Genomic DNA, 24,561 nt, shown 5'->3' with positions numbered 1-24,561 from the left:
GCCCCTTAAATCCACAACTTCTTGAAGTCACGACCGCCGAAGATCAGGTTGACCATCGCGCGGGTCACCATGATGGCCGTGAACATCGAGGTAAAGATCCCGAGGGACATGGTCACTGCGAAACCTTTGACTGGACCTGTGCCCATCGCAAAGAGAATCCCGCCGACCAACAAGGTTGTCAGGTTGGCGTCGAGAATCGCGGTGAATGCCCGGCCGAAGCCTTCGTTGATTGCCCGTTGTACGGTCATGCCCGCCGCGATCTCTTCACGAATCCGCGAGAAGATCAGCACGTTGGCGTCGACCGCCATACCCATGGTCAATACGATACCGGCGATACCCGGCAGGGTCAGCGTTGCCCCCAGCAGCGACATCAAGGCCAACAGCAACACCATGTTCACCGACAGTGCGACGGTGGCGATGATGCCGAAGAAGCGGTAGATGGCGATGATGAACAGCGAGACAAACAGCATGCCCCACAGCGATGCATCGACACCTTTGATGATGTTGTCCGCACCCAGGCTCGGGCCAATGGTACGTTCTTCAGCGAAGTACATCGGGGCAGCCAGACCACCGGCACGCAGCAGCAGCGCCAGTTCGGACGACTCACCCTGACCGTTCAGGCCAGTGATGCGGAACTGAGCACCCAGCGGCGACTGGATGGTCGCCAGGCTGATGATCTTCTTCTCTTCTTTAAACGTTTGAACCGCTACGTCTTTCTCGACACCATTCACCATTTGCTTGGTGTACGTGGTGACCGGACGCTGCTCGATGAAAATCACCGCCATGCTGCGGCCAACGTTGCTGCGCGTCGCGCGGCTCATCAGCTCGCCACCGTGGCCATCCAGACGGATGTTCACTTCTGGCGTGCCCTGCTCGCCGAAGCCAGCCTTGGCGTCAGTCACCTGATCGCCAGTGATGATCAAGCCACGCTCGATCTGTGCCGGCGGACGATTGCCTTCACGGAACTCGAAGGTTTCGGAAGTGGCTTTCGAAGCGCCTGGCTCAGCAGCCAGACGGAATTCAAGGTTGGCCGTCTTGCCGAGGATACGCTTGGCTTCGGCGGTGTCCTGCACGCCCGGCAGCTCAACCACGATGCGGTTGGCGCCCTGACGCTGAACGATCGGTTCGGCAACACCCAGCTCGTTGACGCGGTTACGTACCGTGGTCAAGTTCTGCTTGATGGAGTATTCACGGATTTCCGCCAGCTTGGCCGGGGTCATCGCCAGACGCAGTACCGGTTGGCCATTGAGGTCGGCCGGAACAATGTCGAAATCGTTGAAGCTCTTGCGGATCAGCGCACGGGCTTGTTCGCGGGTTGCTTCATCAGTGAAGCCCAGCTGAATGGCACCGTTGAGTTGCGGCAGGCTGCGATAGCGCAGTTTCTCTTTACGCAACAGGCTCTTGACGTCGCCTTCGTAGACTTTCAGGCGCGCATCGAGCGCTTTGTCCATGTCCACTTCCAGCAGGAAGTGCACACCACCGGACAAGTCCAGACCCAGCTTCATCGGGTGCGCGGCCAGGCTGCGCAGCCATTGCGGGGTGGTTTGTGCCAGGTTCAGTGCAACGACGTAGTCATCACCCAATGCCTTGCGCACGACGTCCTTGGCAGGCAGCTGATCTTCAGCCTTGGTCAGACGAATCAGACCGCCCTTGCCGTTTGCTGCCAGGGTGGCAGCCTTGACGTTGATCCCGGATTCCTTGAGCGCAGCGCTCACACGATCCAGATCAGCCTGATTGACTTGCAGCGAAGTGCTTGCGCCGCTGACCTGAATGGCCGGGTCATCAGGATATAGATTGGGAGCGGAATAAATCAGACCGACCGCTAGCACTGCCAGGATCAGAATGTATTTCCACAGAGGGTATTTGTTCAGCATCACGCCGCCCGCTTATGACGCGGGGCGCCTTGCGCGCCCCGTCGATTGAGTAGAAGTTGAAACTTAGATCGCTTTCAGCGTGCCTTTTGGCAGCGTGGCGGCAATGGCGCCTTTCTGGAACTTCATTTCGACGGTGTCGGAAACTTCCAGAACCACGAAATCATCAGCCACTTTAGTGATCTTGCCGGCGATGCCGCCGGTGGTCACAACTTCGTCACCTTTTTGCAGGCTGCTCAGCAGGTTCTTCTGCTCTTTGGCGCGCTTGGCCTGTGGACGCCAGATCATCAGGTAGAAGATGACCAGGAAACCGACCAGGAAAATCCACTCAAAACCGCCACCCATAGGGCCGGCAGCTGCCGGTGCAGCAGCGTCAGCCATGGCATTAGAGATAAAAAAGCTCATTTAGCACTCCAGTTGCAAATGTTGAATCTTGGGGTCAGAAAACTCAGTCCAAAGGCGGAACAGGTAACCCGCGTTTGGCGTAGAAGGCATCGACAAAGGCGGCCAATGTACCCTGTTGAATAGCCTCGCGCAAACCAGCCATAAGCACTTGATAATGACGCAAGTTATGGATGGTATTGAGCATGCTTCCCAGCATTTCGCCGCACTTGTCCAGGTGATGCAGATAAGCACGGGAGAAGTTCTGGCAGGTATAGCAATCGCAGGTCGGATCGAGCGGCGAATCATCATGGCGATGAAACGCGTTACGGATCTTCAGCACGCCAGTATCAATGAACAGATGCCCATTGCGGGCATTACGGGTTGGCATCACGCAATCGAACATGTCCACACCGCGGCGCACACCCTCAACCAGATCTTCCGGTTTGCCAACGCCCATAAGGTAACGAGGTTTGTCAGCCGGCATCTGGCCTGGCAGGTAATCCAGCACCTTGATCATCTCGTGCTTGGGCTCACCCACCGACAGACCGCCGATGGCCAGGCCATCGAAGCCGATCTTGTCGAGGCCTTCCAGGGAGCGCATGCGCAAATCCTGGTGCATGCCACCCTGAACGATGCCGAACAGCGCCGCCGTGTTGTCGCCATGAGCTTCTTTCGAACGCTTGGCCCAACGCAACGACAGCTCCATGGAAATACGTGCGACGTCTTCATCAGCCGGGTACGGCGTGCATTCGTCGAAAATCATCACGATGTCCGAGCCCAGATCGCGCTGGACCTGCATCGACTCTTCCGGGCCCATGAACACTTTGGCGCCGTCGACCGGAGAAGCGAAGGTCACGCCCTCCTCCTTGATCTTGCGCATCGCGCCCAGGCTGAACACCTGGAAACCGCCGGAGTCGGTCAGAATCGGGCCTTTCCACTGCATGAAATCGTGCAGGTCGCCGTGCTTCTTGATCACTTCGGTGCCAGGGCGCAGCCACAAGTGGAAGGTGTTACCCAGAATGATTTCCGCGCCGGTCGCGGTGATATCCCGCGGCAGCATGCCCTTGACGGTGCCATACGTGCCCACCGGCATGAAGGCCGGGGTCTCGACGGTACCGCGCGGGAAGGTCAAACGACCGCGACGAGCCTTGCCGTCGGTAGCAAGCAACTCAAACGACATACGACTTTGGCGACTCATTCTTTGTCCTCAGGGCCACGTGGTGCGGGGTTACGGGTGATAAACATCGCATCACCGTAGCTGAAAAAGCGGTATTCATGCTCCACAGCGGCTTTATAAGCGGCCATGGCTTCGGGATAACCGGCGAACGCCGAAACCAGCATCAACAGCGTGGATTCGGGCAAATGGAAGTTGGTGACCAGGGCATCGACCACATGAAACGGCCGGCCCGGGTAGATAAAGATGTCCGTGTCGCCACTGAACGGCTTGAGCACGCCATCGCGCGCGGCGCTTTCCAGGGAACGCACGCTGGTGGTCCCCACGGCAATCACCCGGCCACCACGAGCCCGACAAGCCGCGACGGCATCGACCACGTCCTCGCCGACTTCCAGCCATTCGCTGTGCATGTGGTGATCTTCGATCTTCTCGACCCGCACCGGCTGGAACGTACCCGCACCGACGTGCAAGGTCACGAACGCCGTCTCGACGCCCTTGGCGGCAATCGCCTCCATCAGCGGCTGATCGAAATGCAGCCCCGCCGTCGGCGCCGCCACCGCGCCCAGGCGCTCGGCGTACACCGTCTGATAACGCTCGCGGTCCGAGCCTTCATCCGGGCGGTCTATATAAGGAGGCAGCGGCATGTGCCCGACGCGGTCGAGCAGCGGCAACACCTCTTCGGCAAACCCCAGCTCGAACAACGCATCGTGACGCGCCAGCATCTCGGCTTCGCCACCGCCGTCGATCAGGATCTTCGAACCCGGCTTCGGCGACTTGCTGGACCGCACATGGGCCAGCACGCGATGACTGTCGAGCACCCGCTCCACCAGGATTTCCAGCTTGCCGCCGGAAGCCTTCTGGCCAAACAGCCGCGCCGGAATCACCCGGGTATTGTTGAACACCATCAAATCGCCCGGGCGCAAATGCTCGAGCAAATCAGTGAATTGACGGTGCGCCAGGGCGCCGCTGACCCCATCAAGGGTCAACAGGCGACTGTTGCGACGCTCAGCCAAAGGGTGGCGAGCGATCAGCGAATCAGGGAGTTCGAAAGTAAAGTCAGCAACGCGCATGATGGGGTTCGTCTAGCAGGGGCCGGAAGTCTAGCCGAAATAGTGAAAATTCTCTATGTACCTGATTGACCGACGGTAATCTCATCTCTATACTTCGCCGCCATTGAGCCCTGATGGCGGAATTGGTAGACGCGGCGGATTCAAAATCCGTTTTCGCAAGAAGTGGGAGTTCGAGTCTCCCTCGGGGCACCAAAATTAAGAAAGGTCTTGCTTTGCAAGGCCTTTTTTTTCGTCTGTAGGAAAGTGCCCTCACCCACCGCCGTCCTGTAGGAGCTGGCTTGCCAGCGATCTTTTGATCTTTGCACCCTAGGCCGGCCCGACACCTCCCAAGGATTCACCCCATGGAACTGCTGCTGGAAACCGTCGCCCTGTTCTGCCTCAAGCTCGCTTACGAGACGGAAGATTCAAGTCCGATCCTGCGGGATGATTTGATGATGAGTGATTATGAGCGGGAGGTTTTTGGGTTGTTGGTGCGTAGGGGGGATGTTGAGGTGATCCACAGTAAAGTGGATGAATGCCTGAAGTTGGCGCTGAACGCTATCGGCGGTGTGGATACAGTCTTAGGCCGCGAGTTGAATAGGTTGGCGGAAGACTTCAGCGCTGCACGGACGATGGAGCAACTCGATGCGCCGCTTATCGGGCTCAAGGATTATCTGAAACACATTCTGTGATTGATGAAGTGGAGTGGCAGTCGTGGTCTTAGCATGACTGAAAGCTATCCAGTAAGGATTTCAATTGGGTGGCCGGCTACTCGATGCGATCTGGGATGGATGGGATGGCACACCCGACATGGACTTACGCCAAAGCCAACTAAATCCCGAACAGTTGCCGAGGGAATCCGGTCTCATCCGGGAAACCCATAGCCTTGAAGGTACAACCCGGCATAGCCGGCTTGCTGTCAATCAAATCCGCGACTTCGCTGATCCAGGTCGAGGCTGGTGCGACCTTCCGCAGAAGAAACCATATGACCGAGACTGATCCATACAACCGCTTGAGTGCGTGTTGATCTAGCCCTAGCGTCTGAAAATACGGTTCTGCGGGTACTGCCAACGGGTTAGGCGAAGCCTGATTCCAGATACGCGTATGGTGTGCACAGCGGTTGCGCAAATGGCTGATCTGTTGCATCCATCGGCTGAGCATCCTGGCGTTATCCAAGCCTAGGCGCGCGAGTATGAGATTCTGATACTTGCTACTAAGCAGTTCGAAGAACTCAGAAAGATCACCGAAATCCCATGCTTCTACCGCAACCCAAACGGGAATGGACTTACCGGCTCGAAAGTGCCACTGAATGCAGTCCTCTTTGCTCCGCGCAATGTGCGACTGCTGCTTCTGGCTCCACTCCACCCACTTGTTCCGCCTATTGCCGCTGCGGTCCGTGTACGGTTGAGTCCATTTTTGCAGGATGAATTTCGCATTGGGGTAAGCCATTGGGTCGTGATACCCAACCTCGTGAGCCATTACGGTCTTGAGGTGAACCTCCAACCGCTCGACCGCATCCAGCATAAGCATTCTCAATCGTTTATCGAACTTGTAAAGGTCTACGGCCGAGTTGAAGCAGGTGGCTGCCTGGAAAGTGTCCAGACGCAAAGGCTTGCCCGTGACCGGGCAAACGTCTTGCTGCAGGCCGTTCATTTTGAACTCTCGAGCCGGGTACCAATAACCGCTGAGGCGGTAATAGCCTAACTGCGCAAGCTTGCGCTCTGCACGTGAGGGGTCATGGATCTGCATACCCCTGCTGGCCAAAATCGCGACCAAATCAGTGTATGTACGGAACGGCTTCGGAGGGGCTGGGGTAGACAACTTCCATGTTCCAGAAACAAGAAGGCCCGAACGTAATGCCGGACTAAGCCAGCACCAGAGGATCGGGCGCGATTGAGGTCAATGCTGCCGTAGCCTAATGACCATGTCAAATCTGTACGTCGCATAAAACGCGGCAAACACTACGGTTTATGCGGATTTTCGACTGACGAGGCAGCGCGCTTATGCGCAGCCTAAAACAGTGCGCTGCAGATTGTTGTCGGGCCATTCCGAGAGTGCGGTAGGGATATTCTCTGCGATCCCCGATGCTAGTTTTCCTAGAGAAAGCGCTGAGCAAAGAGCTTATGAACGTTGCAGTAATGAGGCTTGCACGCTACCCTTCCGACGTCGCTGCCAATTCAGCGACCGGGTGTGGAAACCCGTGTAATTCAAGGCGCAACAGCGCCCCCATCACGTCTGCCGGCGCTTTTTTTGTGTCTGCGGCGTGAGTTATGGCGGCTGTGCGTGGGACGTCTTTGGGCGTGCCGGTTTCCTTGATTCCCGGTTTTCCACCCTGCGCACAGCTGTCACCCATTCGTGTGGAAACGAATGCGGCAGCTTCACATATCAAGGAGTCTGATAATGCGCAGCATCAATCCGTACAAATTTTGGCTTTTCCCTCAACGCGACTCCCAGTTGCGTATCGCCCCACCGTCCACCCTCTCCCACCGCCTCTCCCTCATCGGAGGTGGCAAATGACCGATCAACCAGAACTCCAAACCATCGGCCTGACACCCGCCATCTACTGCGCGGATCAACCACTGTTCCACGTTACTCGCGGCGTTCCCCTCGGCGATGCGTTATCCATGGCTTCTGATTTTCTGTTTCTCGCCAAGAAGCTGAACGAAGATGCCGCCTACGCCAGGGGCACCGACCGCCACGCCTGGGCTGGGCTGGGCTGGGCTGGGCTGGGCTGGGCATTATTTGACGGCGATGAGTAAGGCGGTGGTGGATGATGCGGTGAAGGTGCTGAATCGGGATCGGGACAATGAGCTGGCGTCTAAGCGGGCGGGGGCGAAGTCTGAAGGGTAGTGGCTGGGAAATGGCGGGATGGTTCTGATGTCGGTCGGTGAGGTGTGAAGTCAGGGGGAGCGGACTGCTTGGGATGATGGTAGGGCATTCAGCATTGATGTTGGATGGTCTGGCGCTTTCGCGAGCAAGCTTTGCTCCTACAGGGTTTGCGGTGAATTGACTGGCATTGTTAGCCCCGAGTTCTTTCGGGGCTTTCGACCTGCTGGTGATGTCCTGCACGTTGACCGCGATGATGCGTTTGTTGGTAAACACCACGTCGTCGCGCATGGATTTGCATGAGTCGATGGTTTCTCCCCTTCCAGTAGCAACCAAGCATGACTTCACGCCATCGGCTTACCCGACTCTTCCCGCCCCGCCGCCCGCACTGCAACCTCAATCGCCCGAACGCTGATCGCCGCAAATATCGCCGTCATCAGCACCCCGTTGAACCCCAGCAAAATCGCTAGAATCCGCGAGACGCCAAGTTTCGGCACGAGCTCTCCATAGCCAATGGTCAAACCGGTCACGAAGCCGAAATAGATGCCGTCAAAAGGATTCCAGCCCTCCAGCTTGCTGATGATGAGGCCGAACAGCACGATCAGAAAAATCAGTACGGAAAAGATCGGCCAGACAACGCGCAAGTAGAACCCGAATGCTTTGAAGAATTCTCGACGGACGTGCGATGCATGAGTGGGCTTCATGTCATGGGCTTCCTGAGGTTAGCCTGAGCGGCAGGCGTATTAACACTCGATCAGCTTGGCACAAGTGCGGGAAACTGGTGGCCAACTGATCCACTCCCCTCCCGTCTTGATCACATCCTTGATTCCCCCCCGCCCATGACGTCGGCCAGTCGGCGCGGTGCATCAGCAGCGGGTTGGGGGTGGTTCAAGCATGATTCGCGATAGCGTTGCACATCGTCCCCGACCATTCAGGGACGACGCCTTTGGCCGCACTCTTCTAGACTCAATAGAAGGTCGTAGAAAGAACCGAACACGTCGCTTTGGTGCAGTTAAATCATAAGCAGCGTGGCAATCTGCTTTTTATGCCCTTTAAGAGGTGCGGCAAAGACCGCACCGGGCACAACAAGATGCCCGCCAAGGGTGCCCTGGCCACCGGCCTGAAATTGCCACGATACCGTGACGTGGTGTGAGTGCCGCAGCCGACACTTTCGGACGACCGACAACCATCTGGTTTGTCCGTGACCGTGAGGATTGCTGTATGCCTGATGAGATGTTGCACCTGCCGATGGTCAACAGCCTGCTGGAGCGCCATAAGGGCTGCCCGGGGGCGCTGTTGCCCATTCTTCATGAGATTCAGGCGGGCATCGGTTACATCCCCGATGCCGCCATCCCCGAGATTGCCCACGCGCTCAATCAGAGTCAGGCGGAGATTCGCGGGGTGATCAGCTTTTACCATGACTTCCGTACCGCGCCGCCGGCCCGGCATATCCTGCGGCTGTGCCGGGCTGAATCCTGCAAGAGTCGTGGCGCCGAGCAGCTTGCCGCGCAGTTGCGCGAACGCCTGCAACTGGACGACCACGGCAGTAGCGCCGACGGCAGCATCAGTTTGCGGCCGGTGTATTGCCTCGGTGCTTGCGCCTGTTCGCCGGCTCTGGAGCTTGATGGTCAGGTGCATGCGCGGCTCAGTGCCGAGCGTCTCGATGCTTTGCTCGACGCTTGCCGGGAGGACGTATGAGCCTCTATCTATCCTGTGATTCGCTGGCCCGTGCCGTGGGTGCCGATGTGGTGGCGTCTGCCCTTGCCAGTCAGGATCTGCAACGCACCAGTTCTCGTGGCCTGTACTGGCTGGAACCGTTATTGGAAGTCGACACCTCGCAAGGCCGTATCGGCTTCGGCCCGCTGACCGCTGCCGATGTGCCGTCCGTGCTCGATGCGCTGCACGGCGATCCGTCCTCGCACCCACTGGCCTTGGGCCTGGTGGAAGAATTGCCGTATCTGAAGACCCAACAACGTTTGCTGTTCGCCCGAGCAGGCATCACCCGGCCGCTGTCGCTGGACGATTACCGAGCCCACGGTGGTTTCGAAGGTTTAAACAGGGCCGTCGCCGTTGGTGGCGAGCAAACCGCAACGGAAGTGTTCGATTCAGGCCTGCGTGGCCGTGGCGGCGCAGCCTTCCCCGCCGGGATCAAATGGCGAACGGTTCGCGCCACCCAGGCTGCGCAGAAATACATTGTGTGCAACGCCGACGAAGGCGACTCCGGCACCTTCGCCGACCGCATGTTGATGGAAGGCGATCCCTTCCTGCTGATCGAGGGCATGGCCATTGCCGGCATCACCGTTGGCGCCAGTTATGGCTACATCTATGTGCGCTCGGAATATCCACAGGCCGTCGCCACGCTGAACGAGGCGCTGGAGATTGCCCGGTCCAACGGTTACCTCGGCGCCAATGTCGGCGGCAGCGGCTTAGCCTTCGATATGGAAGTGCGCGTCGGAGCCGGCGCTTACATCTGCGGTGAAGAAACCGCGTTGCTGGACTCGCTCGAAGGCAAGCGCGGGATTGTCCGCGCCAAGCCGCCGATCCCTGCGTTGAAGGGCCTGTTCGGCTTGCCGACGCTGGTGCACAACGTGCTGACGCTGGCCTCGGTGCCGCTGATTCTGGCCAAGGGCGCGCAGTTCTATCGTGATTACGGCATGGGACGCTCGTTGGGCACCATGCCTTTCCAACTGGCGGGCAATATTCGTCACGGCGGTCTGGTGGAACGAGCCTTTGGCCTGACCCTGCGCGAACTGGTGGAAGACTACGGCGGTGGCACCGCCAGTGGCCGACCGCTGAAAGCCGCTCAGGTCGGCGGCCCGCTCGGCGCCTGGGTGCCGCCCTCGCAGTTCGATACGCCGCTGGATTACGAGGCCTTCGCCGGCATCGGCGCGATGCTCGGTCACGGTGGTGTAGTGGTCGCGGACGACAGCCTGGACATGGCCCACATGGCGCGTTTCGCCATGCAATTCTGCGCCGAAGAATCCTGCGGCAAATGCACCCCCTGCCGTATCGGCTCGACCCGGGGCGTGGAGGTGATTGATCGCCTGTTGGCGGCGCCGGACCAGAGCGGTCGCGATGAGCAGGCCATCATCCTCAAGGACCTGTGCGACACGATGCAATACGGTTCGCTGTGCGCCTTGGGCGGCATGGCCCCCTTTCCGGTGGTCAGCGCCCTCAAGTACTTCCCCGCCGACTTCGGTCTGCAAGCCTCGGAGGCCGACCAATGATCACCCTCTTCGACCCGAAAACCGATATCGATCTTGGAACGCCGGCCCGCGACAGCCAGGTGCAAGTCACCCTGAACATCGACGGCCGCAGCATCAGCGTGCCCGAAGGCACTTCGGTGATGCGCGCCGCGGCGCTGCTGGGCACCACCATTCCGAAACTGTGTGCCACTGACAGTCTCGAAGCGTTCGGCTCCTGCCGCATGTGCCTGGTTGAGATCGACGGCATGCGCGGCTACCCGGCGTCCTGCACCACGCCGGTCACCGAAGGCATGACCGTGCACACCCAGACGCCGAAGCTCGCGACCTTGCGCCGCAACGTCATGGAACTGTACATCTCCGATCACCCGCTGGATTGCCTGACCTGCTCGGCCAACGGCAACTGCGAGCTGCAAACCGTCGCCGGCCAGGTTGGCCTGCGGGAGGTGCGTTACGGCTATGAAGGCGACAACCATCTGGCCGACGTGAAGGACACATCCAATCCGTATTTCGATTACGACCCGAGCAAGTGCATCGTCTGCAACCGCTGTGTGCGCGCCTGCGAAGAAACCCAGGGCACCTTTGCCCTGACCATTACCGGGCGCGGTTTCGAATCCCGGGTCGCGGCCGCCGGAGGCGAGAACTTCCTCGACTCCGAATGCGTGTCCTGCGGTGCCTGTGTGCAAGCCTGCCCCACCGCGACCTTGATGGAAAAAAGCGTGGTCGAACTGGGCCAGCCCGAACGCAGCGTGATCACCACCTGTGCCTATTGCGGCGTGGGCTGCTCGTTCCGCGCCGAGATGAAAGGCGACAAGCTGGTGCGCATGGTTCCCGACAAGAACGGCCAGGCCAACCACGGCCACTCGTGCGTCAAAGGGCGCTTTGCCTGGGGCTACGCCACCCACCCGGATCGAATCACCAAGCCGATGATCCGCCAGCACATCAACGATCCTTGGCAGGAAGTCAGCTGGGATGAAGCGGTGACCTACGCCGCCAGCGAACTCCGCCGGTTGCAGCAAAAGTACGGCCGCGATTCCATTGGTGGCATCACCTCCAGCCGCTGCACCAACGAAGAAACCTATCTGGTGCAGAAACTGGTGCGCGCCGCGTTCGGCAACAACAACGTCGACACCTGCGCGCGCGTCTGCCACTCGCCGACCGGCTATGGCTTGAAACAAACCCTGGGCGAGTCCGCCGGCACTCAGAGTTTCGACTCGGTGATGCAGGCCGACGTGATCCTGGTGATGGGCGCCAACCCCAGCGACGCCCACCCGGTGTTCGCCTCCCAACTCAAACGCCGCCTGCGTGAAGGTGCGCGACTCATCGTCATCGACCCACGCCGCATTGACCTGGTGGACTCGGTACACGCCCGCGCCGAACTGCACCTGGCCCTGCGCCCGGGCACCAACGTCGCCATGCTCAACGCGCTGGCCCACACCATCGTCACCGAAGGCCTGCTCGACCAGGCCTTTATCGACGCCCGTTGCGAGGGCAGCGATTTCGCCCGCTGGAGCGAGTTCGTCAGCCGCGCGGAAAACGCGCCGGAAGTGCTTGGCGACATTTGCGGCGTAAACGCTGCCGACATCCGCGCCGCCGCCCGTCTTTACGCGGGCGCTGGCAATGCGGCGATCTACTACGGCCTGGGCATCACCGAGCACAGCCAAGGCAGCACCGCGGTCATGGGCATCGCCAACCTCGCCATGGCCACCGGCAACATCGGCCGCGAAGGCGTCGGTGTGAACCCGCTGCGCGGACAGAACAACGTCCAGGGCTCTTGCGACATGGGCTCCTTCCCCCACGAGCTGCCCGGCTACCGGCACATCTCCAACGAGGTAGTTCGGGCGCAATTCGAACAAGCGTGGAACGTGACCTTGCAACCCGATCCGGGACTGCGCATTCCCAACATGTTCGAGTCTGCACTGGCCGGCAGTTTCAAAGGCCTGTATTGCCAAGGCGAAGACATCGCCCAGAGCGACCCGAATACCCAGCACGTCACCGCGGCCCTGTCGGCCATGGAATGCGTGGTGGTGCAGGACATTTTCCTCAACGAAACCGCCCGGTTTGCCCACGTGTTCCTGCCGGGCAGTTCGTTCCTGGAAAAAGACGGCACCTTCACCAACGCCGAGCGCCGCATTTCCCGGGTGCGCAAGGTCATGGAGCCGCTGGGCGGCAAGGCTGACTGGGAAGGCACCGTGGCGCTGGCCAACGCCTTGGGCTACCCGATGAATTACACGCATCCGTCGCAAATCATGGATGAAATCGCCAGCCTGACGCCGACCTTTACCAACGTCAGCTACGCCGCACTGGACAGCCACGGCAGCCTGCAATGGCCGTGCAACGCCGCGGCACCGGACGGCACGCCGACCATGCACATCGAGGAGTTCGTGCGCGGCAAGGGGCGCTTCATGCTCACCGGCTACGTGCCCACTGAAGAGAAGGTCAACAATCGTTATCCGCTGCTGCTGACCACCGGGCGCATCCTCAGTCAGTACAACGTCGGTGCTCAGACACGGCGAACCGAAAACGTCGCCTGGCACGATGAAGACCGCCTGGAAATCCACCCGACCGACGCCGAGAGCCGTGGCATCAACGAAGGCGACTGGGTCGGTATCGGCAGCCGCGCCGGCCAGACCGTGCTGCGTGCGCGGGTCACCGAACGGGTTGCTCCAGGCGTGGTGTACACCACCTTCCACTTCCCGGAATCGGGGGCTAACGTCATCACCACCGACAACTCCGACTGGGCCACCAACTGTCCGGAGTACAAGGTCACCGCCGTGGAAGTCAGCCGCGTCTATCACCCTTCCGAGTGGCAAAAACGCTATCAGGCATTCAGCGACGAACAGGACCGCTTGCTCAAAGATCGCCGTCAGGCGCGTGGCGCTAAAGCGGAGGTGCGCCGATGAGTACGCAGAACCTGATCAAGATGGCCAACCAGATCGCCCTGTATTTCGCCACCGAACCGGACCAGAAAGTGGCCGTGCTCGGTGTGCGTAATCATCTGCAGATGTACTGGACGCCGGGCATGCGCAAGGAATTGCTGGCCTGGCAGACAGCGCATCACGGGGCGGATTTGCACCCGCTGGCGCAGGCGGCGGTCAGTGGCGCGGGGTGGGAGGCTTAGGCTCATACGAACTCAAGATTGACCCAAAACCTGTAGGAGTGAGCCTGCTCGCGATGAGGGCAGTACATTCAGCATTGATGTTGACTGCACTGACCCTATCGCGAGCAGGCTCGCTCCTACAGGGGGTTTGTGTAACTGACTGACATCCGGGATGAGCCCCGAGTTTTTCGGGGCCTTCGATCACTCAGATCAAAGCAAATGCTTGGAAATCAGCTTCGAAATTTCCACCATCGATGTCCTGCCGGTGAACTCGAACTTCACCTTCCCCAGCGATGAAAAATAAATCTCCAACTCGGAATCCAGGTCAAACGTGCCGGACGTTTCCACCGAATACGCCACGATATTTTTGTACGGCAGCGAGGTGAAGTCTTTCTTGCTGCCGGTGAGGCCCTGGACGTTGACCGCGATGATCCGCTTGTTGGTAAACACCACGCCATCGCGCATGGATTTGTAGGAGTCAATGACCTGCTCCCCGTCCAGTAGCAACGCGGTGACGCGTTCGGCGTATTCGTCGTTCTGCTTGAGTTTGAAGAAGCCTTTGTTGTTGAAATCAATCATCTGTCATTCCCTGTTTTTCAAATGAACACCTAAGCCGGATGCACGGGCAACACCACCAACGCCTCCAGCCCGCCCTTCGACCGATTACGCAGTTTCAGTTCCCCGCCATGCTCCAACACTATCGCCCGCGCCGCCGATAATCCCAACCCCACACCGCCGGTGCTTTTGTTGCGCGATCCTTCCATGCGAAAGAACGGCGCAAACACTTGCTCAAGGCTGGCCTCCGGAATCCCCGGCCCACGGTCCAGTACTTTGATCCGCACTTCCCCTGCATCAGGGATCAGCTCAATCGCCGGCTCACTCCCGTACTTGATCGCGTTATCCAGCAAATTGGTCATCACCCGCTTCAGCCCCAGCGGTCGCCCGAGATACACCCGCCGCAACGGCCCGCTGAAGGCAATCTCGACACCCTGATCCCGATAATCATCCAGCAAGGTTTGCAGCAGTTCAGCCAGATCAAACTGGGTCGCCGGTTCAAGCCGCGCATCATCGCGAAAAAATTCCAGCGCCGAATTGATCATCGCCTGCATTTCATCCACGTCACGAAACAGCCGCTGCTGTTGCTCGCTGTCTTCGATGAATTCCCCGCGCAAACGCATCCGCGTCAGGGGCGCGCGCAGGTCGTGGGAGATCGCGGCGAGCATTTGCGTGCGGTCGCGGATGAAGTGTTGCAGCTGGGCCTGCATGGCGTTGAAGGCCAGGATCGCCTGGCGGATTTCCTGGGGGCCGAGGGGTTCGATGGGGGGCGCGCGGAAGTCCACGCCGAAACGTCGGGCGCCTTCGGCGAAGTGTTGCAAAGGAGTGGCGAGGCGGCGGGTGGCGATCAGTGTGACGAGGGTGGTGGAGATGAGTACCAGCAAGAGGACGATCAGGTAGCGCGGCGTGTCGTCGAGACCCCAATTGCGCGAGTGTGCGGCGAACATCAGCCAGGAGGCGTCCGGCAGCTCGATCAGTAGCGCGTAATGCGCGTCCGCTGAGTTTTCCGTCCAGTCAGCCGGCTCATAGACCTGAATACGACCAGCGAACTTAAGCAACGGATGCAGGACGGTCGAGCCGATTTCGGAATCCAGGTCCTCCACCGTTGGCAGATTGAGCTCACGTCGATCAAGGTGCCAACTGACGATGAAGCCCTCATCGCTGACGGCGTGCGCCAGTTGGCTGCGCAGCGGTGCCGGGGCGGCCTGGATGATGCGGGTGATGGCGGCCATTTTGTCCAGCAGCCCGGTTTCGGTCAGCGGCGGGCGCGCCCACACGCCGGCCAGTTGGATAAACAGCCCGTTGAGCGCCAGTGAAATAAGCATGGCCAGGATAATGGTCAACGCGATCCAGCGCGCCACCGTGTCCCGGCGAATCTGCTTCAGCCAGCTCATCGCCGGGTCACGCTGGGGGTGAATAGATAACCGCCGTTGCGCACCGTGCGAATCATCGCCGGGCGCTTGGTGTCAGACTCGAGTTTGCGCCGCAGGCGGCTGACTTGCACATCGATGCTGCGATCAAACGCGTCATGGCAATGCCCGCGCGCCAGGTCCAGCAACTGCTCGCGGGTGAGGATGCGCTGGGGATGTTCGACGAAGACCAGCAGCAAATCGAACTCACCGGCCGAGAGCGGGATCATCACGTTGTCCGGCGAGCGCAGTTCACGGCGCGTGACGTCGAGGTGCCAGTCGGCGAAGTCGATCAATGGCCGTGGGCGCTCCTGCATTGCGGGGCGACGCTCGTCCACGCGCCGCAGCACGGCGCGCACCCGGGCCAGCAGCTCGCGGGCGTCGAAGGGTTTGGTCAGGTAATCATCGGCGCCGAGTTCGAGGCCGACGACCCGGTCGCTGAGTTCGCCCATGGCAGTCAGCATGATCACCGGCATGGCGTAGCGAATCCGCAGTTGCTGACACAGGATCAGTCCACTGTCCCCCGGCAACATCACGTCAAGAATGATCAGGTCCGGCGGCTGTCGCTCGATGGCCGCCCACAGCGACGCGCCGTCGGTGGCGACCTCGACGCTGTAGCCGTGCTGCACGAAGAATTTTTTCAGCAGATCGAGGACTTCAAGGTCGTCGTCCACAATTAAAAGGCTGTTCACCGAAGGTCACTTAAGGGGCCGAATTGAACCGCCATCTAAAACTATTCACGGCAGCGCGTCATATATTTCAATCCTGCAATAAAACGTCGGCGTCGCAATAATCCAGACATCTTTGCGCAAGGCTTGGGGCTCAGCATTTCGGCGAATTCCTCCCGAGACTTGTGTCCATGTTGCCTTTCAAATGTGCTCCCTGGCTGGCCCGTAACACTTCGATTGCCGTGCTGGCCGCCGGGCTGGCGGGTTGCAACAGCCAACCGCCTGCGTCCGCCACCGTGAACTGCGCCGAAATCGGCTATTCGGTGTACGACCCGGTGGAACCGTTCAACCGCGGTATCTTTGCCTTCAATCGGGTGGCCGATGACTATGCCTTGGCGCCGGTCGCTCGTGGCTATCGCTACTTGCCGAACTTTTTCCAGATAGGTGTGCATAACTTTGTCGCGAACTTTGGCGAGCCCAAGGTCTTTATCAATGACCTGCTGCAAGGCAACCCGATGCGCTCGGTCAACACTTTTGGGCGTTTCGCGCTGAACACCACGGTCGGCGTGGTGGGCTTGATCGATGTGTCCGGCATGGCCGGCATCCCGCGTCACGACGCGGACTTCGGCCAGACATTTGGGGTGTGGGGCATCGGCGGCGGTCCGATCGTCGAACTGCCCTTGTTCGGCACCTCGAACAGCCGCGATGCGGCCGGGCGAGTGCTGAGTTTTGTGGTCGATCCGTTCGGCAGCAACAGCGATACCGTGGACACGCTGTCCACTATCAACACGGTTGGCGGCATCGTCGATGGTCGAGCAGAAGCGTTACCGCTGACCGACAGCCTGCAAAAACTGCCGGACTATTACAGCGCCTTGCGCAACGTGGTGGCCGAGCATCGCGCTGCTTATGTGGCGGATGGCAAGCAAGGCTCAGCGCAAACAACCAAACCTCAATGCGAAGGAGCACCGGCCGATGGTTTCTGAAAGCAATCATTTGACGCTGCAACAGCGAGTGACCCGGCAGGACTCGGTCAATCTGCACTGCCGGGAAATCACCCTGCGCCTGTCACCGGACTGCCGCCAACTGGTGCTCAGCCGCTACACCGAACACTACGGCCCGGCGGTGGTGCGCTGGATCGAGCGCAGTCATACGGTGTCGCTGAGCGAGCTGTTTCGCTGGCTGGTGGCCAATGGGGAAACCAGTGTCATGAGAGCGGACAGACTTTCGCTGCCTTGATGAACCCTCAAGCCTTCGGGTGTGAGTGATGCCGAAACGATCATCGCTTGTTACAGATTCAGCTGAAAGCCAGTGGCCATCAGATAATCCTGGCCCCTGGCTACGCTATCATCGCGCGCTCTGTGCACCAAGAGTCTTGAACCTGCATGCCCATGTCTTCGCCATTCCCTGACAGCCATCGCTCTCTGCCACCGGTCCTCGCCGGCCCGCTGTTGCGGCGTCTGGAACCCTCGCGCCTGGTGCTCTGGCTGGTAGGAACCCGGGCCTTGTCGCTGACCTTGCGCCTGCAAGGTGTCGGTGACATTCGCCTCGATGCCGGGCAATGCACGGTCATCCCGATTGGCAAGCATGCCTTCGTTCATCTGATCGATGTGCCGCTGTCGACCGCCCTGCCCTGCGACACCCGGATCGACTATGACCTGCTGATTGATGACGCATTGGAAGGCATCGCCGACTGGGCGCCTCATTTGCTGTACGGCGAAGCCCGTTGCCCGAACTTTGTCTTGCGTTCGCGCATCGATCAGTTGCTGCACGGTTCCTGCCGCAAACCTCACCACCCGGCAGCCGACGGCTTGCTGTGCGTCGACCGTTTTCTGGCGACGGAACATGCCGCGACGGAGCGCCCGGCCCTGCTGATGATGAGCGGCGATCAGGTTTACGCCGACGATGTCGCCGGGCCGATGTTGCGGGCGATCCATGCCCTGATCGAGCAACTGGGGCTGTTCGAAGAACACCTCGAAGGCGCGGTGGTCAGCGACAGCGCCAAACTCTACGAGCACCCTGCCAGTTACTACCATCGTGCGGATTTGTTACCGGCGCTTGAGAGCAACAAAACCTTGCGCGAGCGATTTTTCGGCGGGGCGCGTAAGCCGATTTTCACCAGCAGCAGTGCCGACAACCATCTGGTGACATTCGCCGAAGTCATGGCCATGTACCTGCTGGTCTGGTCGCCGACACCCTGGACGCTGATCGCGCCACAACCACCGGCGCTGACGCCCGAAAGGCGCAAACGTTATGCCCTTGAACAGACGCGCATTGATGACTTCAAGGTGGGCCTGGGCGGTGTCGCGCGGGCGATGGCGCATCTGCCGTGCCTGATGATTTTCGACGACCATGACATTACCGATGACTGGAATCTGTCTGCGCAATGGGAGGAAACGGCCTACGGCCATCCGTTCTCCAAGCGCATCATCGGCAACGCGCTGCTCGCCTACATGCTGTGCCAGGGCTGGGGCAACAACCCGGATGCGTTCGGCGGTGTGCTGGAAAAAGCCCGCTTATTGAGTGCCACCGGGCACGACCACTATCTCGACAGCGACGTTCAGGACGCTCTGATCGATGAGCTGCTGGTTTTTCAACACTGGCATTACGTGCTGCCGACCAGCCCGGCGCTGGTGGTCATCGACACCCGCACCCGACGCTGGCGCAGCGAGATGAATCTCAAGCAACCCTCGGGTCTGCTGGACTGGGAAGCGCTCAGCGAACTGCAACAGGAACTGCTCGATCACCCGTCGGCGATCATCGTTTCACCGGCGCCGATCTTCGGCGTCAAACTGATCGAAACCGTGCAACGCGTCTTCAGCTGGTGCGGTTATCCCTTGCTGGTCGATGCGGAAAACTGGATGGCCCACCGCGGCGCGGCCCAGGTGATCCTGAACATCTTCCGACACTCGCGCACACCGGGTAACTACGTGGTGCTGTCGGGTGACGTGCATTATTCCTTCGTCTACGAAGTCCTGATCCGACACCGCAAGGCCGGTCCGAGGATCTGGCAGATCACCAGCAGCGGCATCAAGAACGAATTCCCGCCCGCGCTGCTCGAGTGGTTCGACCGCCTCAACCGCTGGCTCTACTCACCGCGCTCACCGCTCAACTGGCTGACCAAACGCCGCCGCATGCGCATCATTCCGCACACGCCTGAACATGCGGAAGCGGGTGAACGATTGTGGAATTCGGCGGGGATCGGCCAAGTGTTCTTCAATGAAAAGGGACAACCGCAGGAAATCTATCAGCACAACTCAAACGGTGTGCCGAAGACGCGGATGATTGCGCCTGACAATGACGACTGAAAGTGTGAACCACCATGGACCTCAGCCGAACCCTGATCATCGGCAACTCCGGCGCTGGCAAAAGTTGGCTGGCTAAACGACTGGCCGAACACCTTCATGCGCCGTGGACCGATCTTGATCGGGTTCACTGGGTGTCGAATGAATGCAGCATCGTCCGACCTCGCTCCGAAGCATTGGGTATGGCGCGCGTGCTGGCCGATGAAGAACGCTGGGTGATTGAGGGTGTTTACGGCTGGATCGTCAGCGAACTGATCCACCGTGCGACAGCGCTTGTCTGGCTGTGTGTTGAAGACCAAACGTGCGTCGCTAATATCCGTCAGCGAGAAAACAGGCTGGACGATGACGAGTTGCTGATAGCGTTGCTGGAATGGGCCGGCAGTTACCATGTTCGAGAAGACTTCAGTGGGTTTTTCGCACACCGGCAACTGTTCGAAGGGTTCAGCGGGGCAAAGATCAAACTCAGGGATCGAAGTGAAATCACGGCCTTCGTGAACACTCCTCCCGACTCATCTCACGGCTTTTAAAAAGGATAGGTATGTTTGCACGGAGCAAGTTAGTCCCCGAACTGATGGTCAGCGACATCAAGGAAAGCCTGCATTTCTGGACCTCTTTAGTTGGTTTCAATATTGCCTACGAGCGTCCGGAAGCGGGTTTCGCCTACCTCGATAACAACGGCGTGCAAATCATGCTGGAGCAATACGCTCCAGACGAAGGCCAGTGGATGACCGGGACATTGGAAGCGCCGTTTGGTCGGGGCATCAACTTTCAGATCACTGTAGATCTCGTCGAGCCGATACTCCAACGATTGGCCGAAGTTGAATGGCCGCTGTTTCGTCCCTGCACCGATGTCTGGTATCGCGCTGATGCGGTGGAGGTCGGGCAACGGGAGTTTCTGGTACAGGATCCGGATGGGTATCTGGTTCGGTTGGTGGAGAGTTTGGGGGAGCGACGGTGTTTGTCTGGCCACAGTTCGGTGTAGATGGATCGCGGGGAAATCGGATAGGGATTACGTCGGTCTCGGAAACGTCCTTTGGCTCGTCAATGGATACTTAGCACTTTCGCTATCCAATCGGGAGAGACGCATGCAGAAGGTCGAACACTCAGCAAGTCGCAAACAGAGTGAAGAGATCGCTTGGGCCGAGTCCGAAGCAACCGATGAAACAACTTATCTCCTGAGCTCCAAAGCCAACGCTGAACGTTTACTCAAGTCGATTGATAATCTTCGTGCAGGACAAACCTTAGCAAGAAGACTGATTACGCTGGCGGAGACTCCGCCCCTGTAGGAACAGTCGAAGGCTCGCGGCACGTCCGGCAGTTCCTACAGGCAAACATATGTCAGGTCGAGCTCACCGCCCGACCAACCCCTCTGACAATCATCTCCACTTCCCGCTCATCAATCGTCAACGGTGGCAGCAGGCGGATGGTCTTGCCCCGTGTCACGTTGATCAGCAAGCCGTGGTCGCGTGCGGCGATCAGGGTCAGGTCGCGGATCGGTTGCTTGAGTTCGATGCCGATCATCAGGCCTTGACCACGAATCGCCAGGACGTTCGGGTCGTCGTCCAGTTCGGCACGCAGTCTTGTTAGCAGGCGTTCGCCCTGGAGTCTGGCGTTTTCCAGCAGGCCCTGTTCTTCGATGATGTCCAGCACCGTGCAGCCGACCCGGCACGCCAGCGGATTGCCGCCGAAGGTGCTGCCATGGCTGCCGGGGGTGAACAGATCGGCGGCTTTGCCTCGGGCCAGGCAGGCGCCGATCGGGATGCCATTGCCGAGGCCCTTGGCCAGGGTCATGACGTCCGGGACGATGCCTTCGTGCTGGAAGGCGAACCACTGGCCAGTACGGCCGATGCCAGTCTGGATTTCGTCGAGCATCATCAGCCAGCCGCGCCGGTTGCACCGTTCGCGCACGGCTTTCAGGTAACCGGGAGGCGCCAACTGCACGCCGCTTTCGCCCTGAATCGGTTCCATCAGAATCGCCACGATGCGCGGGCCGTGGGCTTTCTGCACCTTTTCCAGCGCGTCGAAGTCGCCGAATGGCACCCTGACGAAGTCGCCGGGCAACTTATTGAATCCCAGGCGCACGGCCGGGCCGTCGCTGGCGGATAACGTGCCCAGCGTCCGGCCATGGAAGGCGTTTTCCATAACTACCACCAGCGGTTGCTCGATACCTTTGTGCCAACCGTAAAGCCGTGCGAGCTTCAGCGCGGTTTCATTGGCTTCGGCACCGGAGTTGTTGAAAAACGCCCGCTCCATGCGCGACAGCTTTGTCAGTTTCTGCGCCAACCGCTGTTGCCAGTCGATGCTGTAGAGGTTGGAGGTGTGCAACAGCAGCCCGGCCTGCTCGCTGATCGCCGACACGATTTTGGGATGAGAGTGGCCGACATTGGTCACCGCCACACCCGCCACCGCATCCAGATACTCACGTCCCTCCTGATCCCACAGTCGAGTGCCCAGACCTTTGCTGAAACTCAGGGCCATAGGTTGGTAAGTGGTCATCAGGCAAGCGGCGGTCATGACATCAAGCTCCATCAATTGTCGGTGTTTTTGCAGTATGGTTAGCCACCTGAGCTGGATAAACGCTGCAACACTTCAATCATCTTAAAGCTGAGCTTGATAATGGATTTATTCCTGGCAATGACGGTTTACGTCAGAGTGGTCGAAGCCGGCAGCATGACGGCCGCCGCCCAGCAGTGCGAAATGTCCACGACCATGGTGGGCAATCACCTTCGCGCGCTGGAGCAACGTCTGGGCGTGCGCTTGTTGAACCGGACGACACGGCGCCAGCGACTGACGGAATTTGGCTCCGCTTATTACCAGCGCTGTCTGGAGGTGCTGGGGCTGGTGGCCGATTCCGAACGCCTGGCCGAACAGAGCCAGGACACGCCGAGCGGGACCTTGCGCATCACCGCCCCGCTGACCTTCGGCACTGAAAAGCTGGCGCCGGCGCTCAGCGAGTTCACCCTGCGTTACCCGCAAGTCAAACTGGACGTGGTGCTCACCAACGGGCGGCCCGACCTTCTCGAAAACGGCCTCGACGTGGCGTTTCGCCTGGGCGCTATTGAGCCGTCCAACCTGATCGCCCGCCCGCTCATCGACTACACGCTGACCATGTGCGCTTCGAAGGCCTATCTGGCTCGCCGGGGCACACCGGAAAAACCCGAAGACCTGCAACACCACGACTGCTTGTCCTTTGCCTATCCGGTTGGCGATGACTGGCAATCCGTGGAAAAGCAATGGCGCCTGAGCGGGCCGGAAGGCGAAGTCATGGTGGCCGTCAGAGGCCCGATGCTGATCAACAGCTCGGCCGGGCTACATCAGGCCGCTCGAACCGGGATGGGCATCGTGATGTTGCCCGATGCATTGGTCGAGCAGGATTTGCGTAACGGAAAACTGGTGGCGTTGATGCAGAACTATCGACTGCCGAGCCGGCCAATGCACTTGGTGTACGCCCAGGATCGCTACCGATTGCCGAAATTGCGTCGCTTCGTCGACTTCGCCATGCAGTTGTGGGCCAAGCACTAGCGGGGGCAATACGCCATGCACTAATCTCCACGGCTGACGGGTCACTTTGATATCAGTGCAAGGAGAGCGGTGATGGGTGAAGCATCGAATATCGAGCCGTTGAAATTCAATGTGTCGGATTTGAACGAGGACATGCTGCACACCATTCTGGAACTGGTCAGTGACGGCATTTGGGACTGGAACGCCAACACCGGGTTCGTCTACCGCAATCCCGGATGGTACGAAATGCTCGGCTACGCGCCTCACTCCCTGGACAACACCGTGTTTACCTGGGAAAACGTGATGCACCCCGACGATTACCCGCGGGTGATGGCGTTGTTTGATGCTTACCTGAATCAACACGCGCCGGGCTATCAAGCCGAGTACCGTTGCCGCAAGCAAGACGGCAGTTATACCTGGATCGAAGATCGCGGCTACGTGCTGGCACGCAATGTCGACGGATCGGTGGCGCGGATGGTCGGCGCGCACCGCAGCATCGAAGACAAGAAACGCCTTTTCGAGGAGATGGAACGGCGCAATCAATCCCTCGAAGCCATCGTCGAAGAACGCACCCGGGAACTATCGCGGGTCAATCAGCAGCTGCAAATTCAACTTGAAGAAAACCGCAAACTGGCGGAAACCGATGCGCTGACATCGATCGCCAATCGCTATCGCCTGGAAAAAGCCCTGCCCCAGGAATGCGACCGTGCCCAGCGCTTTCGGCAGCCGCTGTCACTGATCGCCATGGACATCGATGACTTCAAGAACATCAACGATTACTACGGCCATGCCCTGGGAGATGCGGCGTTGGTGCAGGTCGTCGAGAGCGTGAATCGTTGCGTGCGCTACGGCGATCTATTGGCCCGCTGGGGCGGCGACGAGTTCATCCTCATCCTGCCCAATACCTCGCTGACCGACGCCAGATCCTTCGCCGAAAAAATCCGCCATGGCCTCTCGAGCCTGCCGCCGGTGGGAGAGTTTCAGGTGACCATGAGTTTTGGCGTGGTCCAGCGCTTTGAAGAAGAGCAACAGACCGGTCTTCTGGCCAGGGCCGATCAGGCGCTGTATCGGTCGAAGATTGCGGGCAAGAATGTGATTTCCGGATGAGCACCGTCCTGCATGTCCGTGATGTACTGCCCTCGGAAGTGGAATCCGTGCGGCTTTTTCTTGAGCAGAACGGCTGGGCTCACCGCCTGGGATCAACCGACCATTTTGCGCAATTGATCGCCAACTCCCAACGCACTGCGCTTGCCGTGAAGGACGCCCACATCGTCGGTTTCGCCCGTGGCATCACCGACGGCCTGTCCAACGGTTATCTGTCGATGGTTGTCGTGTCCGGGCAGCATCGACGTGAAGGCGTTGGTCGGGCACTGGTCGAGCATGTCATGGGTGAGAACACCGACATCACCTGGCTTCTGCGCGCGGGCCGTGAAGGCGCTGCGGAATTCTTTTCGCGCCAGGGCTTTGAACCGTCGAGCATCGCGATGGAGCGCCCGCGCAGGCGATAGCCAAAACGCCC

Annotated in this window: 24 protein-coding genes, 1 tRNA gene and 2 pseudogenes; 16 read left to right on the top strand and 11 right to left on the bottom strand. The window is 59.5% G+C overall.

The genetic code is table 11. The features are described from left to right. Positions 1 to 5 precede the first annotated feature (5 nt). The 4 genes from secD to queA form a co-directional block, all read right to left on the bottom strand. On the bottom strand, positions 6 to 1,874 hold the full coding sequence (gene secD, locus ACIQV9_RS08625) for a protein translocase subunit SecD (RefSeq protein WP_403100072.1): 1,869 nt from the start codon (positions 1,872 to 1,874) through the stop codon (positions 6 to 8). A gap of 63 nt (positions 1,875 to 1,937) precedes the next feature. Beyond that, entirely contained in the window at positions 1,938 to 2,276 is a 339-nt protein-coding gene (gene yajC, locus ACIQV9_RS08620) for a preprotein translocase subunit YajC (RefSeq protein ID WP_007916913.1), read from the bottom strand. A gap of 43 nt (positions 2,277 to 2,319) precedes the next feature. Next, entirely contained in the window at positions 2,320 to 3,435 is a 1,116-nt protein-coding gene (tgt, locus tag ACIQV9_RS08615) for a tRNA guanosine(34) transglycosylase Tgt (protein WP_162130724.1), read from the bottom strand. A gap of 14 nt (positions 3,436 to 3,449) precedes the next feature. After that, entirely contained in the window at positions 3,450 to 4,499 is a 1,050-nt protein-coding gene (gene queA / locus ACIQV9_RS08610; protein ID WP_403100070.1) for a tRNA preQ1(34) S-adenosylmethionine ribosyltransferase-isomerase QueA, read from the bottom strand. 107 nt (positions 4,500 to 4,606) lie between these two features. On the opposite strand from queA, the gene ACIQV9_RS08605 reads away from it, so the two are divergent. Next, positions 4,607 to 4,691 (top strand) — tRNA-Leu (locus ACIQV9_RS08605). A gap of 149 nt (positions 4,692 to 4,840) precedes the next feature. Continuing rightward, entirely contained in the window at positions 4,841 to 5,170 is a 330-nt protein-coding gene (locus ACIQV9_RS08600; RefSeq protein ID WP_403100069.1) for a hypothetical protein, read from the top strand. A 139-nt stretch (positions 5,171 to 5,309) separates the two neighbouring features. Here the strand turns inward: ACIQV9_RS08600 and ACIQV9_RS08595 are convergent, their stop codons facing one another. Then, positions 5,310 to 6,227 carry an Abi family protein gene (locus tag ACIQV9_RS08595; RefSeq protein ID WP_403100067.1) on the bottom strand — a complete coding sequence of 306 codons (918 nt, stop codon included), beginning with the start codon at positions 6,225 to 6,227 and terminating at the stop codon, positions 5,310 to 5,312. A gap of 764 nt (positions 6,228 to 6,991) precedes the next feature. Between ACIQV9_RS08595 and ACIQV9_RS08590 the strand changes: the two are divergent. After that, positions 6,992 to 7,328: pseudogene (locus tag ACIQV9_RS08590) on the top strand (DUF3077 domain-containing protein). Positions 7,329 to 7,531: 203 nt separating this feature from the next. Here the strand turns inward: ACIQV9_RS08590 and ACIQV9_RS08585 are convergent. Together ACIQV9_RS08585 and ACIQV9_RS08580 are read right to left on the bottom strand one after the other, a co-directional pair. Next, a pseudogene (locus tag ACIQV9_RS08585) lies at positions 7,532 to 7,636 on the bottom strand (PH domain-containing protein); the annotation flags it as partial. A gap of 12 nt (positions 7,637 to 7,648) precedes the next feature. After that, positions 7,649 to 8,008 (bottom strand): potassium channel family protein, encoded by a 360-nt coding sequence (locus tag ACIQV9_RS08580; RefSeq protein ID WP_403100066.1) that lies wholly within the window; start codon positions 8,006 to 8,008, stop codon positions 7,649 to 7,651. A gap of 517 nt (positions 8,009 to 8,525) precedes the next feature. On the opposite strand from ACIQV9_RS08580, the gene ACIQV9_RS08575 reads away from it, so the two are divergent. The 4 genes from ACIQV9_RS08575 to ACIQV9_RS08560 are packed head-to-tail and all read left to right on the top strand — an operon-like array spanning position 8,526 to position 13,628. Further along, the gene (locus ACIQV9_RS08575; RefSeq protein ID WP_403100064.1) at positions 8,526 to 9,002 is read left to right on the top strand and encodes a formate dehydrogenase subunit gamma; all 477 of its coding nucleotides are present in this window, start codon (positions 8,526 to 8,528) and stop codon (positions 9,000 to 9,002) included. Continuing rightward, the gene (locus ACIQV9_RS08570) at positions 8,999 to 10,531 is read left to right on the top strand and encodes a formate dehydrogenase beta subunit (RefSeq protein ID WP_403100062.1); all 1,533 of its coding nucleotides are present in this window, start codon (positions 8,999 to 9,001) and stop codon (positions 10,529 to 10,531) included. The genes ACIQV9_RS08575 and ACIQV9_RS08570 overlap by 4 nt, the downstream gene beginning before the upstream one ends. Then, positions 10,528 to 13,410, top strand: coding sequence for a formate dehydrogenase subunit alpha (gene fdhF, locus ACIQV9_RS08565; protein WP_403100061.1), 2,883 nt, complete (start codon positions 10,528 to 10,530; stop codon positions 13,408 to 13,410). Before ACIQV9_RS08570 ends, fdhF begins: the two co-directional genes overlap by 4 nt. Beyond that, positions 13,407 to 13,628 (top strand): formate dehydrogenase subunit delta, encoded by a 222-nt coding sequence (locus ACIQV9_RS08560; RefSeq protein ID WP_403100060.1) that lies wholly within the window; start codon positions 13,407 to 13,409, stop codon positions 13,626 to 13,628. Before fdhF ends, ACIQV9_RS08560 begins: the two co-directional genes overlap by 4 nt. Before the next feature lie 189 nt (positions 13,629 to 13,817). Here ACIQV9_RS08560 and ACIQV9_RS08555 read toward each other — a convergent pair whose 3' ends face one another. The 3 genes from ACIQV9_RS08555 to ACIQV9_RS08545 are packed head-to-tail and all read right to left on the bottom strand — an operon-like array spanning position 13,818 to position 16,263. Beyond that, positions 13,818 to 14,186: a PH domain-containing protein gene (locus ACIQV9_RS08555; protein ID WP_403100059.1), complete on the bottom strand. Its 369-nt coding sequence runs from the start codon at positions 14,184 to 14,186 to the stop codon at positions 13,818 to 13,820. A 29-nt stretch (positions 14,187 to 14,215) separates the two neighbouring features. Further along, a complete protein-coding gene (locus ACIQV9_RS08550) occupies positions 14,216 to 15,556 on the bottom strand; it encodes an ATP-binding protein (protein ID WP_403100057.1) in 1,341 nt (446 codons plus the stop codon). Beyond that, positions 15,553 to 16,263 carry a response regulator gene (locus ACIQV9_RS08545; RefSeq protein WP_403100055.1) on the bottom strand — a complete coding sequence of 237 codons (711 nt, stop codon included), beginning with the start codon at positions 16,261 to 16,263 and terminating at the stop codon, positions 15,553 to 15,555. The genes ACIQV9_RS08550 and ACIQV9_RS08545 overlap by 4 nt, the downstream gene beginning before the upstream one ends. A gap of 167 nt (positions 16,264 to 16,430) precedes the next feature. Between ACIQV9_RS08545 and ACIQV9_RS08540 the strand changes: the two genes are divergently transcribed. The 6 genes from ACIQV9_RS08540 (at position 16,431) to ACIQV9_RS08515 (ending at position 20,827) form a co-directional block, all read left to right on the top strand. Then, a complete protein-coding gene (locus ACIQV9_RS08540) occupies positions 16,431 to 17,222 on the top strand; it encodes a VacJ family lipoprotein (protein ID WP_403100053.1) in 792 nt (263 codons plus the stop codon). Beyond that, a complete protein-coding gene (locus ACIQV9_RS08535) occupies positions 17,212 to 17,475 on the top strand; it encodes a hypothetical protein (RefSeq protein ID WP_403100052.1) in 264 nt (87 codons plus the stop codon). The genes ACIQV9_RS08540 and ACIQV9_RS08535 overlap by 11 nt, the downstream gene beginning before the upstream one ends. A 146-nt stretch (positions 17,476 to 17,621) precedes the next feature. Then, positions 17,622 to 19,544: an alkaline phosphatase D family protein gene (locus tag ACIQV9_RS08530; RefSeq protein WP_403100051.1), complete on the top strand. Its 1,923-nt coding sequence runs from the start codon at positions 17,622 to 17,624 to the stop codon at positions 19,542 to 19,544. A 14-nt stretch (positions 19,545 to 19,558) separates the two neighbouring features. Then, positions 19,559 to 20,068, top strand: coding sequence for an adenylate kinase (locus ACIQV9_RS08525; RefSeq protein WP_403100050.1), 510 nt, complete (start codon positions 19,559 to 19,561; stop codon positions 20,066 to 20,068). A gap of 11 nt (positions 20,069 to 20,079) precedes the next feature. Continuing rightward, a complete protein-coding gene (locus tag ACIQV9_RS08520) occupies positions 20,080 to 20,523 on the top strand; it encodes a bleomycin resistance protein (RefSeq protein ID WP_403100049.1) in 444 nt (147 codons plus the stop codon). A gap of 103 nt (positions 20,524 to 20,626) precedes the next feature. Beyond that, positions 20,627 to 20,827 (top strand): hypothetical protein, encoded by a 201-nt coding sequence (locus ACIQV9_RS08515; protein WP_403100047.1) that lies wholly within the window; start codon positions 20,627 to 20,629, stop codon positions 20,825 to 20,827. 52 nt (positions 20,828 to 20,879) lie between these two features. Here the strand turns inward: ACIQV9_RS08515 and ACIQV9_RS08510 are convergent, their stop codons facing one another. Then, complete coding sequence (locus ACIQV9_RS08510; RefSeq protein ID WP_403100045.1) at positions 20,880 to 22,055, bottom strand: aspartate aminotransferase family protein; 1,176 nt, start codon at positions 22,053 to 22,055, stop codon at positions 20,880 to 20,882. A 102-nt stretch (positions 22,056 to 22,157) separates the two neighbouring features. Here ACIQV9_RS08510 and ACIQV9_RS08505 point away from each other — a divergent pair, with 102 nt between their 5' ends. The 3 genes from ACIQV9_RS08505 (at position 22,158) to ACIQV9_RS08495 (ending at position 24,550) form a co-directional block, all read left to right on the top strand. Next, positions 22,158 to 23,063, top strand: a complete 906-nt coding sequence (locus ACIQV9_RS08505; protein WP_403100044.1) for a LysR family transcriptional regulator — start codon at positions 22,158 to 22,160, stop codon at positions 23,061 to 23,063. 72 nt (positions 23,064 to 23,135) lie between these two features. Further along, positions 23,136 to 24,149, top strand: a complete 1,014-nt coding sequence (locus ACIQV9_RS08500; RefSeq protein WP_403100043.1) for a diguanylate cyclase domain-containing protein — start codon at positions 23,136 to 23,138, stop codon at positions 24,147 to 24,149. Beyond that, complete coding sequence (locus ACIQV9_RS08495) at positions 24,146 to 24,550, top strand: GNAT family N-acetyltransferase (protein ID WP_403100041.1); 405 nt, start codon at positions 24,146 to 24,148, stop codon at positions 24,548 to 24,550. The genes ACIQV9_RS08500 and ACIQV9_RS08495 overlap by 4 nt, the downstream gene beginning before the upstream one ends. The last annotated feature ends 11 nt before the right edge of the window (positions 24,551 to 24,561 follow it).

It is taken from the genome of Pseudomonas sp. NPDC099000 (genome assembly GCF_044759925.1).
Taxonomy (GTDB): Bacteria; Pseudomonadota; Gammaproteobacteria; order Pseudomonadales; family Pseudomonadaceae; genus Aquipseudomonas.
The sequence above is the reverse complement of the archived record's forward strand: the minus strand, read 5'-3'. Positions and strand labels throughout refer to the sequence as shown.

Coding starts and splice junctions, on each gene's coding strand:
- ACIQV9_RS08520 (WP_403100049.1), top strand. CDS start 20,080: ATGTTTGCACGGAGCAAGTTAGTCCCCGAACTGATGGTCAGCGACATC.
- fdhF (WP_403100061.1), top strand. CDS start 10,528: ATGATCACCCTCTTCGACCCGAAAACCGATATCGATCTTGGAACGCCG.
- ACIQV9_RS08540 (WP_403100053.1), top strand. CDS start 16,431: ATGTTGCCTTTCAAATGTGCTCCCTGGCTGGCCCGTAACACTTCGATT.
- secD (WP_403100072.1), bottom strand. CDS start 1,874: ATGCTGAACAAATACCCTCTGTGGAAATACATTCTGATCCTGGCAGTG.
- ACIQV9_RS08495 (WP_403100041.1), top strand. CDS start 24,146: ATGAGCACCGTCCTGCATGTCCGTGATGTACTGCCCTCGGAAGTGGAA.
- ACIQV9_RS08530 (WP_403100051.1), top strand. CDS start 17,622: ATGCCCATGTCTTCGCCATTCCCTGACAGCCATCGCTCTCTGCCACCG.
- ACIQV9_RS08550 (WP_403100057.1), bottom strand. CDS start 15,556: ATGAGCTGGCTGAAGCAGATTCGCCGGGACACGGTGGCGCGCTGGATC.
- yajC (WP_007916913.1), bottom strand. CDS start 2,276: ATGAGCTTTTTTATCTCTAATGCCATGGCTGACGCTGCTGCACCGGCA.
- ACIQV9_RS08535 (WP_403100052.1), top strand. CDS start 17,212: ATGGTTTCTGAAAGCAATCATTTGACGCTGCAACAGCGAGTGACCCGG.
- tgt (WP_162130724.1), bottom strand. CDS start 3,435: ATGTCGTTTGAGTTGCTTGCTACCGACGGCAAGGCTCGTCGCGGTCGT.
- ACIQV9_RS08500 (WP_403100043.1), top strand. CDS start 23,136: ATGGGTGAAGCATCGAATATCGAGCCGTTGAAATTCAATGTGTCGGAT.
- ACIQV9_RS08575 (WP_403100064.1), top strand. CDS start 8,526: ATGCCTGATGAGATGTTGCACCTGCCGATGGTCAACAGCCTGCTGGAG.
- queA (WP_403100070.1), bottom strand. CDS start 4,499: ATGCGCGTTGCTGACTTTACTTTCGAACTCCCTGATTCGCTGATCGCT.
- ACIQV9_RS08600 (WP_403100069.1), top strand. CDS start 4,841: ATGGAACTGCTGCTGGAAACCGTCGCCCTGTTCTGCCTCAAGCTCGCT.
- ACIQV9_RS08515 (WP_403100047.1), top strand. CDS start 20,627: ATGCAGAAGGTCGAACACTCAGCAAGTCGCAAACAGAGTGAAGAGATC.
- ACIQV9_RS08560 (WP_403100060.1), top strand. CDS start 13,407: ATGAGTACGCAGAACCTGATCAAGATGGCCAACCAGATCGCCCTGTAT.
- ACIQV9_RS08510 (WP_403100045.1), bottom strand. CDS start 22,055: ATGACCGCCGCTTGCCTGATGACCACTTACCAACCTATGGCCCTGAGT.
- ACIQV9_RS08505 (WP_403100044.1), top strand. CDS start 22,158: ATGGATTTATTCCTGGCAATGACGGTTTACGTCAGAGTGGTCGAAGCC.
- ACIQV9_RS08525 (WP_403100050.1), top strand. CDS start 19,559: ATGGACCTCAGCCGAACCCTGATCATCGGCAACTCCGGCGCTGGCAAA.
- ACIQV9_RS08595 (WP_403100067.1), bottom strand. CDS start 6,227: ATGCAGATCCATGACCCCTCACGTGCAGAGCGCAAGCTTGCGCAGTTA.
- ACIQV9_RS08555 (WP_403100059.1), bottom strand. CDS start 14,186: ATGATTGATTTCAACAACAAAGGCTTCTTCAAACTCAAGCAGAACGAC.
- ACIQV9_RS08570 (WP_403100062.1), top strand. CDS start 8,999: ATGAGCCTCTATCTATCCTGTGATTCGCTGGCCCGTGCCGTGGGTGCC.
- ACIQV9_RS08580 (WP_403100066.1), bottom strand. CDS start 8,008: ATGAAGCCCACTCATGCATCGCACGTCCGTCGAGAATTCTTCAAAGCA.